This window comes from Planctomycetia bacterium, assembly GCA_021413845.1.
In the GTDB taxonomy this organism is placed as follows: domain Bacteria; phylum Planctomycetota; class Planctomycetia; order Pirellulales; family PNKZ01; genus PNKZ01.
This window is the reverse complement of record JAIOPP010000006.1, coordinates 52721-66704: the sequence shown is the minus strand read 5'-3', so window position 1 is coordinate 66704 and position 13984 is coordinate 52721. Positions and strand designations below refer to the sequence as shown.

Genomic DNA, 13984 nt, shown 5'->3' with positions numbered 1-13984 from the left:
CCGGGTCGATCCATCCCGCCGCGCCGCGACGAGGGCTTTCGTTCGGCTGTGCGGAAGGATCGTTCATCGTGAATCGTTCGTCGGAAGGCGGGGAACGGAAAACATCGGGAGAGGAAAACTACTTGGGTTCGATCGGGCCGGGAACGTGCTCGATGATCCGCGCGACGACTTGATCGACCGTTACTCCTTCGGCCTCGGCGCGATAGTTGACGAGCACGCGATGGCGCAGCACCGGCAGCGCGAGCGCGCGAATATCGTCGGCCGATACATGCACGCGGCCGGCGAGCAAGGCCCGAGCTTTCGCGCCGAGAATGAGGTACTGCGCGGCGCGGGTCCCCGCACCCCAGCTGACCCATTGCTTCACGAAGTCCGGAGTGTTGGGCTGCCCGGGACGACTGATCGCCGCGAGCCGCACGGCATAGCGCACCGCTTCCTCCGCGACCGGCACGCGGCGCACGAGCTCGTGAAAGCGGAGCACGTCGTCGCCGGTGAACAACGGCTCGATCGCGGCAGGCTTGCGCGAGGTGGTTTGCTTGACCACTTCGACTTCATCGTTCTCAGGCAAGTAGTCGATCACGACGTTGAACATGAAGCGATCGAGCTGCGCTTCGGGAAGCGGGTAGGTGCCTTCCATTTCGATCGGGTTCTGCGTCGCTAAGACGAAGAACGGCTCGTCCAACGGGTAGCGCACGCCGGCCGCCGTGACTTGATGCTCCTGCATCGCTTCCAGCAGTGCGGCTTGCGTCTTCGGCGGGGTCCGGTTGATTTCGTCGGCCAGCAGCACGTTGCAAAAGACCGGCCCGCGCACGAACGTGAGCGTCCGGCGTCCGGCATCGTTTTCTTGCAGGATTTCGGTGCCGGTGATGTCGGCCGGCATCAAGTCGGGCGTGAATTGCACGCGCTGAAACTTGAGATGAAACACCTGCGCGATCGACTTCACGAGCAACGTTTTCGCCAGGCCCGGCGCTCCGGTGAGCAGGCAGTGGCCGCCGGCGAAGAGTGCGAGCAAGAGTTGCTCGACCGCTTCTTTTTGTCCGACGATGACCTTCGACAATTCGGCATCGACGCGGGCCTTGCCCGAACGGATCTGTTCGACGTCCGCTTGTTCTTCTTCGTAGGTAAGCTGCATGGCGGGAAGTTGCGCGAGCGGTAGGTGGAGTGGGAACGAAAACTATGCGGCAGGCTTAGTGCGTGAATTGGTAGAAGAGGATGTTGATCCCCAGCGGATACGATTTCTTTTCCGAGAACTCGCGGAAGTACCATTCGTCTTCTCCCTCGCGTTCCCAACCGTCGCCGAGGTCGGTGTTGTGGCAGACGATCATCATCATGCGCCCTTTGTCGTCGAAGCACGCCTTGTAATGCGGCTCGCGAGCATCGGAGCGTTCGTAGGTGATCCCTTGCGAGCGGCCGGCATGCGCCATCCCGATCGACGGAACCTGCGGCTTCTCCTTCAAGTCGTATACGCAATGAAACACCGGATGCTCGACCGGTAGCTCGGTTAGTTCGCGATCGGGAAAGATCTGCTTGAATGCGAAATGAAAACTTTCCCACTCGTAGTCGCCCCAGAAATCGTCGACCATCAGAAAGCCGCCGCTCAGCAAGTAGCGCCGCAGGGTCGCCGCTTCTTCGTCCGTGATCTGAATGTCGCCCGGCTCGATCATGTAGACGAACGGATAGTCGAACAGCGTCGGGTCGTCGATGTCGACGACCTTCCCTTCCGGGTGCGAGCGCATCGAGGTGAGCTGCTGCAAACGATAGGAAAGGTTCAGATCGGCGTCGGGATAGTCGGTCGCCCAAGCATAGCCCCGATGCGACGAGCGGTAGCGCAAGCGCGCGAACGTGAACACCTCGTCCGGCATGTCCGTGTCGACTTCCCACATCGGCACCCCGTTGCGATCGACTTGGATCTGCCGCTCGCGATAACGACGCTGCGCGTAAGCGACGCCGAATACGAGCGACGCGGCGAGCCCGAAGATGGCGAGTAACATCAGCCGACGTCGTGGCATGCTTCCACCGTTCATTGTTCCACCGTTCATGGCTCCACCGTGAGGGGCTTCTTCGGCAGCGGCGAAACCGGCTTCTTTTCCGGTTCGTCGAGCTTTGCTTTTTCGTTGCGCTGGGCTGCTTCGGTTTCCTGCGCGACGATCGCGAGCAGCAGTTTTTGCGCATCGCGATAGCGGGGCGTTTCTTCGAGTGCGAGGAGCGCTTGGCGCTTGGCTTCGGGGTCGTGCCGGGCGTGCAACAGCGAGGCGAAAAGATAATGCGCTCCCGCACGATCGGCCGGGTCGAGCGCTAAGAGCGAGCGTGCCGCGGCGATCGCCTGACGTGTCGCGCCGGCGGAGTTCGCACCGGCCCCCTTGGCGTGTTCGGCTGCGGTGCGATACGGAAATTCGTCGAGCGGCTGAACGGCGAGATAGCGTTCGACGTTCGTGCGCACGGCGCCGTCGTCGCCCGCTGCGAGCGCCAATTCGATCAAGCGGCGATACGTTTCGAGCGCATCGTCCGAGGTCGCAGCCGAAGCTTCGAGCACTGTTCGCTCCGCGCGCACATCCCCTTGTTCCCGGCGCACGCGAGCTAAGAGCGAGTAAGGGCTGCCGTCCCCGGCCCATTGCGGCACATCGGCAATGAGCGCGTCGAGCGTCTTCGCGGCCTCGTCCCAGCGTTTCGCCTCGATCAAGGCTTGCGCGTAGCGCATACGGCCGAGGTAGTGTTGCGGATGATCCTTGAGCCACGCCGCGATCCCTTCCGCCGAGCCGCGCGGAAACGTCTTCATCGGTTCGTCCGACCAATCGATTTTGGGGCCGTAGGCCTCGGCCCGAGCAAGCGCGAACTCGCCGAACGACTTATCCAGCGCGTCAAGCGAACCGGCGCGGAGCACGAGCGCTTCGTTGATCGGCAGCCCGGCGCCGACGTCGCCGAGGATCTTTCGCAAAGTCGCGAAGCCGTGTTTCTCGACCAAGTATTCGATCGCGAGGGAAGCTTCGTAATACGCCAAATTGAAATGCTCGCCCGACTTCGGCTTGCGGAACGCTTCGTTCAACTTCGAGAGGGGCGTGAGCTCTCCGGCGACGATCATCGTGCGGAGTTCGCGATTGAGTCGATTCCCCCACGTGGCATCGGCTTGGCGCTCTTCGTAAACCGAAATCCCTTCGCTGAGCCAACGCGGCAGGCGATGTCGCGTGAGTTCGAGCGTGACGACGTGACAATACTCGTGCCAGAGAGTCGCTTCCCAGTTCGTCGTTTGTCCGGCGAGCGCCGCCGGGCTATTCGCCGTAATCACCATGCCGAAGCAGACGCCGAGGATGCCGTCGCCGCCGGGGAGGCCGAACGTCCGGATCGCGAAATCTTGTTGCCGCGTTAGAATCTCGACCACGACCGGTCGCGCAGGCATCCAGCCGTACTTCTGGCCGAGCGTGATCCGCGCTCGTTCTAAAAGCTCCAGCACGCGCGGGCCGTAGACGGCTGCTTCGCGCCGCTCCATGTGCAAGCGAAAATGCTTCGTGTCGAGCGTCGTGTAATCTTTGAGTCGATCTTTCAACGTCGCCAGATTGTAAGCGACGACGTCGTACGGATCGGCCTGCTGCACCTCTTCGACGAGCCGCCAACCTTCATCCGATTCCCCGAGCCGCAATAGATCTTGCGCGAGTTGCGTGCGAGCCGGCAGATACTTGGCGTCGATCGCCAGCGCGCTCCGTTGATACTTCGCCCCTTCCGCGAAGCGATACGCGCGCGAGAGCTTTTCGCCGAGTACGTGGTCGACCTCGGGATTGTCGCTCCAAGTCTCCAGCGCCGCTTCGCGACAATACCAGGTGCCGAAGGAATCGGCTTTTAGATAGCACAGCGCTGCGCGCAGGGCCCAGCCGATCGCGTGCTGCGGATTGACGCTTGCGAGCTTATCGAGAGCCGCCGCGGCGCCGCTGAAGTCTTCATGCGCGAGCGCTTCTTCGGCCGTGAAGAGCAGGCTGGGGACATGCGCGGCGTTGCGCTCCAGCGCTTGCGCGACCAGCTTGCGACTCTCCTCTTCCGACTCTTCATCGACGGCCCGCGCCAGCCCGCACATAAAATCGGGGTCTTCGGGATAGCGCTTCAGGGCGGCACGATAGTTTTCGGTCGCAACCGCGAGATCGCGTTTTGCCAGCGCCAGTTCGCCGATCGCGAGATAGGCGACGCGCAACTCGGCATCGAGCTTTTGCGCCGGCTCGTAATAGCTTTCCAGCACCTGTCGGGCATCCGCACCGAGCAGCGCGGCCGCTCGGCCGATCCAGACTCGATCTTCGGCCGAACTGAATCGCCATGGAGAATTGACGGCGACCCGCATCAACTCGACGAGCGAGTCTTCGGCTTTCTTCGGGTCGCCCGCTTGTCGCATTACCTCGAAGCCCACGACCCGAAGCGAAGCGTCGATATAGTGATGTCGTCGCGAAAGTTCGAGCGCTTCGACTCCTTCGGCATAGCGGCCGAGCGTCGTCAGGCATTCCAGCCGCAATCGCCACCAGCGAGCTTCGGCATAGTTTTGCTTGACGGCCACGTCGGTCGCCGTCAGAGCCTCGGCGTAATTGCCGGTTTGAAAGGCCGCGAAGGCCTCGTCGAAATCGGCCCGAGCCGAAGTGGGGCCGAGCCCGATGGTCAGCATGAGAGCGAGCGTTAGAGCTCGCGAGAATGGGAAGGTCGGTCTTGCTGCGGCGACGAGATCTCCGTCGTCGCCGAAATTCTTCGGCGATGCTTCGGACCTCATGCGGCAAGAAGCGGAAACTCGCACGTCGCCTGTCCCGACATGAGCGGCGTCGTGTGAACGACGACGCGAGCATGGCTTGAGTCAAGTTCGAGTCGAACCCGGCGGGCATTGTATCAGTTGCCGCAGCAATCCGCGCCTTGAATTCAGGACGCGGCAGCATCGCGATCTTCAGAGCACGCGCTAAGGCGAAACCTCGTCTTTTCGGCGCGACCCGAAACGTCGAGCTTAGTTCCCGATCAATAGTTGGGCGAGTCGCCGGCCTGCTTCGCGTGCCGAGTAGTCGTCTTCGGCCGTGATGATCTTACCGTCGACCAACACATCGTCGGTGGTGTTTCCAACGACGCCGATCGAGCCGGCCGGCGCGATGACGGCGCCGTTCGCTTCCGGATGCCAACGCGACGAGGGCTGCGCACGTTGGCCGTCGTAGATGCCGGGCGCCGCAGGGCCGGGTGGTGCGCAAATGCGCTTGCCCAAGAGGGGGCTCGCATCGTTGACGCGAGCCCAAGCCAAGACGGAAACGCCGTTGCAGATGCCGCACAGATACTTGTCTTGCGCTATGAACTCGCCGATCAAGCGATTGACGCCCGTCTTCACGTTCGGGTAGCCGTTGTAGGCTGCGTCGTCGTAGCGGCCGTTGAAGGCGAACTGATACGCCGAAGCGCCCCAACCGCCGGAGAACAGAATCGCGTCGTAGTTCGCACTCTTCACGTCGGCCAGCGCGAGGTCGGGTTGGACGACGCCGGCATCACTCTGACCGCTGTTGGGATGCGGCCGGCAGGGAGCCCGTTGCCCGGCGGCGACGGTGACTTCGATCCCTGCGCTTTCGAGCGCAGCGCGAGGGTCGGCATACTCGCGATAGAAAAAATGATGGTTGGCGATGACGATCAAAACACGCTTTTTTCCCGTATTCGACGCCGCGGCAACACCGCGATAGTTCGCCCGCCCCGAGGGTCGTACGCCGGGCTTCGCTTGCGGTTTCGCCACCGTCGTGGGAGCCGGTTTCATCGTCGTTGTCGGCGTGTCGACGACAGGCTTCGTCGTCGCTACGGCAGCAGGCGTCGAAGATCCACCGGCCGCGCGGAACTCGACGCTATGAAACGTCGTTTCGCTTTCCCACGCTCCCAGGCCCAGTGCCCGTGGGCTCGAAAGAGTCCACAGGTTCGAGAGCGCCAGTTCACTGCCGTCGCCGGCGTACGTTGTTACCACATTGCCGTCGAGCAGTCCGCGAACTTGATCTTTGCGAACCTCGAGCAGCATCGTATATCGCCGACCGTTCACGAGCGGCGTATCGTTGCGGCGCGAGACGTTGTTGCGAATGTCGCGACTGCCGATGTTTTGGATGCCGGCCAGGTGCAGCCCCCAGGCATCGACTTCGTATGCGGCTTGGCCCTTGCCGTGTGGGAACAACAGCGCGATGGAGTCGCGACCGGTGTGGCGCGTGAAGCTGATGCGCAGGTCGTATTCCGGCGAGGCCGTTGCAGGAAGTTCTACACGAGCACTCGGAGCGGCAGCGACACGCAGCCCGTCGTCGGTCTTCTTCCAAGTTCCGGCAGGAGCGCGTGCGACATCGATCTCGGCCAAGAGCGATGTCCATGGGCTACCGGCCTCGGCAGCCGAGGCGGACGAAGGATAAGCAGCGAGCGCTTGACCAACCGATGCGATGAAGATCCAGCCGATGAAACGGGTGTCGAAGTACGATCGCATCGGCGGAGTAACCCCTTCTTATGGCGGAAGTAGGATGCCGTGTGTCGGGAACCGAGCATCATTCGGAGGAACGGTCCTAACCTTTCGTTATCCTAACACCGGCTTATTCCCGTGATAGCTTTCGTTGGGCATCAAGCGGCGAAAAAACAGCCTTTTGCGGCGATGTTTTCGTCGCTTTCCGAGGGTGGTGGATCGAGCGCGGGATAGTGATATGCTAACGAGCGGCGACCGTTCTCGGCCGCGAATCGCTTCGTCCTATCTTGCCTTGTTTCGAGGAGTCGCACGATGTCGTTATCGAAATGGTTTTTCGTCGCCTTGATGACGTCGCTCGCGATGGCTCCGACTTCGCAGAACCGGCTGCATGCGCAAGCCACGGCCACGGCCAAGCAGCCGACCGCGGCCGAGCGCGAGCGGGCGATCGCGCTCGGGGTGGAATACCTGCGCTCGAAGGGGCAAGCAGCCGATGGGTCGTTCACGGCCGTCGCCGGACCGGGCATCACCGCGCTGGTCGCGACCTCGCTGATGCGCGTCGGGATCACGCCGGAAGATCCGGTCGTCGCCAAAAGCTTGGCCTATCTCAAGACGTTCGTGCAACCGAACGGCGGCATCTATAAAGTCGGGAGTCATCTCGGCAACTACGAGACCTGCCTCGCGATCGTCTGCTTTGCGGAAGCGAACAAAGACGGCAAGTTCGACGAAACGATTAAGAAGGCCGACGCGTACGTGAAGAGTCTTCAGTTCGGCGGCGAGCCTTCCGACCTCAGCTACGGCGGCGTGAGTTACGGCAAGGAAGGCCGGCCCGACTTGTCGAACACCAGTTTCTTGATGGAAGCACTGCAAGCCGCGGGGAACGATAAAGACGACGAAGCGGTGAAGCGCGCCTTGGTGTTTATCTCGCGCTGCCAGAACCTGGAAACCGAACACAACACGACCGAGCATAGCGCAAAGAACCCCGACGGCGGCTTCTATTATTCCGTCGCCGGGGGCGGAAGCAGCCCGGCCGGAAAGACCGAGAACGGCGGTCTTCGCAGCTACGCCTCGATGACCTACGCCGGCCTGAAGAGCATGGTGTTCGCCGGCTTGAAGGCCGACGATCCGCGCGTCGTCGCGGCGATCAAGTGGATCAAAGACAACTACACGCTCGATAGCAATCCCGGCCTCGGCGACGCCGGGCTCTATTACTACTACATGCTCTTCGCCCGCGCGCTCGATGCCTTGGGCCAAGAATCGCTCACCGATGGTAAGGGGGTCGCGCACGTCTGGCGCGATGATCTCGCCGCGGCTCTCATTACGCGCCAAGGAACCGATGGCTCGTGGGTCAACAAGAACGGTAAATGGTTCGAGGGAGACCCAAACCTTTCGACCGGCTTTGCGCTGCTAGCCCTTTCCTATTGCGGGCCGAAGAAGCCTTAGTGGCTGCTAAGCAGTAACGTCGGGTCCTAACGCGGTGAAAAATGCGCCTGCGCCGACGAATCTTTGATCGGCGGCATTGCCTTCTCATTTCGTTGCGCACAATGAGATGAGGGCTTCCGTAATCGGAGGCGACTTCGTCGGCCATCGTGAAGTATCGCTACTTGCCGTGAGCGATCCAGCGGTGACCGGCATCTCGGCCTAATCTTCTGCGTCGGCTCGATGGTCGACGCGGCCGTCGTGCTCTCTGCGACGGCCTAAAGCCATCTCGGCTTTCTGAAGCCGCGGATTCCAGTTCGCGGCAATTCTCCTCTTCGTGTCTCCTTCTTATGGAGGGATTCAAGCGAAGCATAAGCGGGGCGTTATCTTATGGCAAACGGCTCAGAGCATGCGAAGATATGCTTTGAAATCGCACCCATCGGCCTTTCAACTGATTGCGAAGTGGCTTCGGCGGCAGCGATGTGAACGGCGGGAAAAACAAGTGTGAACCCCCTTCGTCTTGTATAGGTAGAGCGCCATTGGATCGCGCTGGAACCTGCCCCAATGCGTGCTGCCGCAACACAACCGCCTGTTGGAGACTTCGCTCCCGTGACCAACCAACCTTGCCCAACGCACGAAAAGCTATCGACGTATGTTCATGGGCTGTTGCCGATCGCGCAGGCCGAGGAAGTCACGGCGCACGTGGCGAAGTGCTCGAACTGCGAAGATACGGTCCACGGGCTCAATTCCGCGTCGTCGGACAGCCTCCTCGAGCGAATTCAAGCACCTGCGGCCGCGCAACCCTATGTCGACGAACCGGCGTGCCGTAAAGTTGTAGAATCGCTCAAGCGCAACGGTCCCCCGCCGGACGGAACTCAGCAGCCCGGAGCTCAGCAACACGGAGCTCAGCAACACGGAGCTCAGCAGCAAAGTTCCGCTACCGGCAAGATTCCTTCGTCTTCCGACTCGAAAGCGGCTCGAACTATGACGCGTACGGAGTTCGTCGAATTCATCACGACCATCGGGTTCGTTTCCACCGACGAATTGACCGTGATCGATAAGCAGCTTCCCCCAGATAAGACCGACGACGTGCAGACCTTGGCGCAGGCCTTGGTGCAACAAGGGAAGCTCACCAAGTTTCAAGCGGCTACGGTTTATCAGGGTAAGGGAAAGAGTCTCGTTTTCGGCGACTACGTGGTGATCGATCGCCTCGGAGCCGGCGGCATGGGGCAAGTGTTTAAGGCCCGGCATCGCCGCATGGATCGGATCGTGGCGCTCAAGGTCCTCTCCACGGCGGCCATGAAGAGCGCCGACTCGATCAAGCGTTTCGAGCGCGAAGTGCGCGCCGCGGCGAAGTTGATCCACCCGAACATCGTGCATGCCTACGACGCCGGGGCGCAAGACGGAGTCCATTATCTGGTGATGGAACACGTCGCCGGACCGGACCTCTCTTCGCTCGTGAAGAAGCAAGGGAAACTCGACGTCAAACTTGCGTGCGACTACATCGCGCAAGCGGCGCGCGGCTTCGCGTTCGCGCACTCGAAGGGCATCGTGCATCGCGACATCAAGCCCGGCAATTTGCTCATCGACCAGGACGGCACCGTGAAAGTGCTCGACATGGGCCTCGCGCGCTTCGAAGACTCCGGCCTCGGCGAAGTGATGACGGAGGGAGAATTGACGCACACCGGCGCAGTGATGGGGACCGTCGATTACATGGCGCCGGAGCAGGCGCTGAACACGCGGCACGCGGATGCGAAGTCCGACGTCTACGGCCTCGGTTGCACGCTCTATCGCATCCTCACCGGCGAATACGTCTTCGGCGGCGATACGCTCGTGGAAAAGATTCTCGCTCATCGCGAGCGGCCGGTGCCGCAACTCCGCCGTCTTCGGCCCGAAGCCCCGGCCGCGCTCGAAGGGCTGTTGGCGCGGATGCTCTCGAAGCAACCTGATCTGCGCCCGACGATGCAAGACATCGCCGAAGCACTGCCGACGATCGATACGGCCAAGGATTTCGGAGTGGTCGACTTCGCCGTCGCGCCCATCGCGCCGACACCGGCCGCGCCGCTACCGGCCGGGTTCGGGTCGATGCCGGGCTCCAGCCCCAGTTCGATGACCATCCCGCAAGTCCGACGACCGATGACCGGGGCAGCGTTGCCGCCGAAGCGCGGCAATCGGATGCCGCTCATCGCCGCGGCGGCAGCCGGAGCCGTGCTGTTGTGCTTCGGTGTGTGGGTCAGCATTCGCGACAAGAGCGGCAGGGAAATCGCCCGGGTGGAAGTGCCCGACGGCGGGACCGTCGTCGTGCAGCCGCAGACGGAGCGCCCGGAGGCCATCGTACCGGTTGGCCCTGCGCCGAGCGTCCCTGTTTCCAATAACACGCCGCCGAATAACCCAGCGCCTCCGCTTCCCGAAGTCGTTCCGCCGGTCAACAACCCTCCGACGTTTGCGCCGACCGTTAACAACCCTCCCGTCGCCGTTTCTCCGTCGACAGGAGTAAGGACGGTTACCGGAAAGTTCGGGGGCAATGCGGATCGACCCCATTTTCAAGGGTCGGACGAATCCGAACCCTTAGCGTTCTTCTTCGACTCCATTCGCAAAGAAGTGCCGCGCGGCACCGACGTGCCGCTCAACGTTCGTACCACGAATCCCAATCTCCCGGAACTCCCGCTTCCGCCGAACCCGGATCCTTCAAGAAGTCAAAATTTCTTGTATGTCCATACGCATCTTGAATATCTCGATTCCGATCCCGCAGCGCTGCAAATGATCCAAGCGCGCGGTGCGACGAGCTCGCGCATCGGTCTCACCTCGCTCGCGCTGTCGACGAAAAACACTTCGATGGCAAAACACTATTCGTATTCGATGCCAGGTTTGATGCGGATGTCGGATTTGCCGGTCGGACGTTACCGACTCCATGTGGTATTCGCTCCCATGGCAGGCCTGGGCCGAAAGCAGGAGGCAACGTGCGAGTTCCGGATCGTCGATCAACCGGTCGATACGGGCTGGATCATGGAGGCCGCTTGGATGCCGTTGGAACCTGCCGGGGCGATCGCTTCGATAAATACTAACGCGAACACGAACACGACGCCCCCTTCGGCGATCTCCGTAGCGACACCCGCCCCTGTCGTTCCGCCGACCGGCAATCTTTGGATCTACGGCGAGCCGTTCGATGTGAAGAACCCGCTGATCACGGTCGAGTCGTTGCACTACGACGGCTCGACTCCTCTGACGATCGAAGCTTGGACCGTCCCCCGCCCGACCCCAATGCTCGACGAGTTCTTCGTCAAATCGACCGTGTCGCTGGATCGACCGGCATTCTTCGAGTTTTCCGGCCGCAACATGCCGCAAATGAAAGCCAGTTGGAACATCGGCATCGATCGGACGATGCGGCGCTATTATTCGAGTCACAAGATGTTACGCTCGCCCGGCACCGCGTCGAGATTGCCGACCTACGGCGGAGAACTATTCGCAACCGACGCGACGCCGGCACTCCATCACATCGCGATCACGTTCGGCAGGAGTATCAACGGACAACAAGAGATTCTCAGTTGGTTCGACGGCAAGACGTTAATTCACAATCCTCCCCGCCTCACTTCCAACCTGCTCTACGAGCCGCTCGACTTCTTTCAATCGCAAGGTTACATCGACGAGTTACGGATCTCGAAAGTCGTGCGCTATCAGGCGCATTTCACGCCGCAACGCCGCTTCACGCCCGACGCCGACACGATCGCACTTTACCATTGCGATGAAGGCTCCGGCGACAGGCTCATCGACTCCAGCGGCAACAACTTCCACGGCAAGCTGACGAACCCTCGCTGGGCACCCACCGACGTTGCGACTCCGGCCTCCACGTCACCGCTTCCGATCGCCTCGACCTTGACGCAAAGCGTTCCGGCGACCACGGAGTTCGTCGGTGGTTCGTCCCCTTCGCAACCATTGGCGTTTGAGATCTCGCCGCTCGCTCGCGAAAATCAGCGCGGCCGTGCCTACACGATGCTGATTCGCGCCCGCAATTCAACGGCCAATGCTCTTCCTTTGTCGGGCACCTATACCGGTTCCGCGATGCGGCATGTCGCGATGGCGAAAACCGAACTGCGATGCCTGGAGCCGGGCCCTACGGCGCTCCAGCCTTACGCGAACCTACATACCATGCAGCCGGGCATTTTTTCCTTCGGCGTTTGGTCGATGGCGAGCGAGCAAGCCGTGGTTCAAAGCGGCGAAACGGTTACCTTGCGCATGCCGCTGCAAACGATGTATCTGCCGGTCGGCCGTTACGCGGTCGACGTCGTGCTCATTCCCGGGCAAGGATTGGGCGAGCCGCAAAAGGCGACGTACGAGTTTCGCCTTACCGACCAACCGGCCGCACAAGGTGCGTTGCCCGAGCTGATTTGGACGATGGCGCCCGAAGCGAATGCTCCGCCGAAGTCGGTGCCGGCCGTCGCTTCGGGCCCGAGATCTCCTGCGACCTCAGGACCGAAACCTTCGACGCTCGCACAGGTGCCGTCGCCGGCTGTCACGCCAACGATGCCTGTCGCTCCGGCCAACCCTCCCGACGTTGTTTCCGCGACGGAAGGCCAAGCCCCTGCTCCGAATGCGGCTGGTTCGCGGTTGCCGGTGCCGGATGCGAAGCTGCAACAGGCCGCCTTGCAGCTCATCAAGGAAGTTTATCAAGACGATTACACCGCAGCGCGCGTGCCGGATAAGAAGTCCGGGTTCGCCGATAAGCTGCTGGAGCAATCGCGACAAACGGTCGAGCCGACCGACCGTTACGTGCTGATCAACGAGGCTCGCGTGTTCGCGGTCGACGGCGACGATCCGGCGGTGTTGCGCCGTGTGCTCGCGACGATCGTGAACGACTACGACGTCGACGCTCCGACGATCTACATCGATAGTTGGAAGGGGGTGCTTCTGAAAACGCGCCCGCCGACGGTTGCCCGCGCGATCTACGACGACGCGACGGCCATGCTCGAAGCCGCGATCGGCCGTGCGGCATTCGACGAAGCGAAGCGCTTCGGCGACTATGCGTTGACGATCGCCCCGCGCATCGGCGACGCGGCGGCCGTGAAGTCGACCCGCGATCGAAATACTTTGCTTGCAGCGCGACAACAGGAATGGACCGCTGCCGCCGCCGCACTCGCGAAACTCGCGACCGCGCCTGATGATTCGGAAGCGAACTTCCTCGTCGGACGGTATCGGGCGATGGTCGAGGATGATTGGACGACGGCTTTTCCGCTCTTGGCGAAAGGGAGCGACGAGGCGTGGAAGGATCTCGCTGCCAAGAGCATGACGGTCGCCGCCGAAGGGGCTGCACGCGCCGCTATGGCCGACGCGTTTTGGGACGCTTCCAAGAAAGGGACCGGAAAGGAACTCGCCGCCGCCGCCCTCTATTGGTATCAAGCGGCGCTACCGTCGCTGACCGGTTTGCAAAAAGTACGGATCGAGAAGCGAATCGTCGAAGCGACCGCGGTCGTTCCGGCACGCAAGCTTCCGACGACGCCGCTCGGTGAACGGAGCGCGAGCCCAGCGCCGAGCTCGACCGGCGCCGCCGTTTCCGTGCCGAAGCCGCTCGTCGACGACCCGCGCGGTCCGTTCGGCAATGTCGCTTATCAGAAGTGGCTGAAGGAAGTCGCGGCGCTGCCTGCTCAACAGCAAGTCGATGCCGTTTCTAAAAAGATGATGGAGCTCAATCCCGGCTTCGATGGGAAGCTGGTGCCGAGAATTCAAGACGGCGTCGTCACCGATTTGATGTTTCTTTCCGACAACGTGTCGAACATCTATCCCGTGCGGGCACTGTCGGGCTTGAAGGTCTTGAACTGCAGCGGAAACAAGCCCGGGAGCACGCTCGTGGATCTCACTCCTCTTCAAGGACTTCCGTTGACGGCCGTGTATTGCGTCGGCACGGGGGTGTCGGATTTATCGCCGCTGAGAGGGATGCAGCTCACGCTCTTGAGCGTCAGCAAGACCCCGGTCGCGGACCTGTCGGTGGTGCAGGGAATGCCGCTGACCAGTCTGAATTGCGACAGCACGCAAGTCTCCGATCTCGCGCCGCTGCAGAACTGCAAGCAGTTGAAGTCGTTGACGAGGATCGGCTCGCGCGTTCAGCCGGCGATGCTGGAAGCGCTTAAGCAGGTCTTGCCGAACTGCGAGATGAAGTAGCGT

General features: G+C 61.7%; 6 protein-coding genes. 2 read left to right on the top strand and 4 right to left on the bottom strand.

The window, feature by feature from the left end:
• Nucleotides 1-118: 118 nt before the first annotated feature.
• The 4 genes from K8U03_00825 to K8U03_00810 form a co-directional block, all read right to left on the bottom strand.
• Entirely contained in the window at nt 119-1129 is a 1011-nt protein-coding gene (locus K8U03_00825) for a MoxR family ATPase (protein ID MCE9603425.1), read from the bottom strand.
• 55 nt (nt 1130-1184) lie between these two features.
• Nucleotides 1185-2006 (bottom strand): DUF4159 domain-containing protein, encoded by an 822-nt coding sequence (locus tag K8U03_00820; GenBank protein MCE9603424.1) that lies wholly within the window; start codon nt 2004-2006, stop codon nt 1185-1187.
• 26 nt (nt 2007-2032) lie between these two features.
• A complete protein-coding gene (locus K8U03_00815; protein ID MCE9603423.1) occupies nt 2033-4633 on the bottom strand; it encodes a tetratricopeptide repeat protein in 2601 nt (866 codons plus the stop codon).
• Between the two features lie 327 nt (nt 4634-4960).
• Nucleotides 4961-6439, bottom strand: coding sequence for a DJ-1/PfpI family protein (locus K8U03_00810; GenBank protein MCE9603422.1), 1479 nt, complete (start codon nt 6437-6439; stop codon nt 4961-4963).
• Nucleotides 6440-6724: 285 nt separating this feature from the next.
• Between K8U03_00810 and K8U03_00805 the strand changes: the two genes are divergently transcribed.
• Complete coding sequence (locus tag K8U03_00805; protein MCE9603421.1) at nt 6725-7852, top strand: hypothetical protein; 1128 nt, start codon at nt 6725-6727, stop codon at nt 7850-7852.
• Between the two features lie 585 nt (nt 7853-8437).
• On the top strand, nt 8438-13981 hold the full coding sequence (locus K8U03_00800; protein ID MCE9603420.1) for a protein kinase: 5544 nt from the start codon (nt 8438-8440) through the stop codon (nt 13979-13981).
• Nucleotides 13982-13984: the final 3 nt, after the last annotated feature.

Excerpts from the sequence above, each read along its gene's own strand:
- K8U03_00825 (MCE9603425.1), bottom strand. The coding sequence starts at position 1,129 with ATGCAGCTTACCTACGAAGAAGAACAAGCGGACGTCGAACAGATCCGT.
- K8U03_00810 (MCE9603422.1), bottom strand. The coding sequence starts at position 6,439 with ATGCGATCGTACTTCGACACCCGTTTCATCGGCTGGATCTTCATCGCA.
- K8U03_00820 (MCE9603424.1), bottom strand. The coding sequence starts at position 2,006 with ATGCCACGACGTCGGCTGATGTTACTCGCCATCTTCGGGCTCGCCGCG.
- K8U03_00805 (MCE9603421.1), top strand. The coding sequence starts at position 6,725 with ATGTCGTTATCGAAATGGTTTTTCGTCGCCTTGATGACGTCGCTCGCG.
- K8U03_00815 (MCE9603423.1), bottom strand. The coding sequence starts at position 4,633 with ATGCTGACCATCGGGCTCGGCCCCACTTCGGCTCGGGCCGATTTCGAC.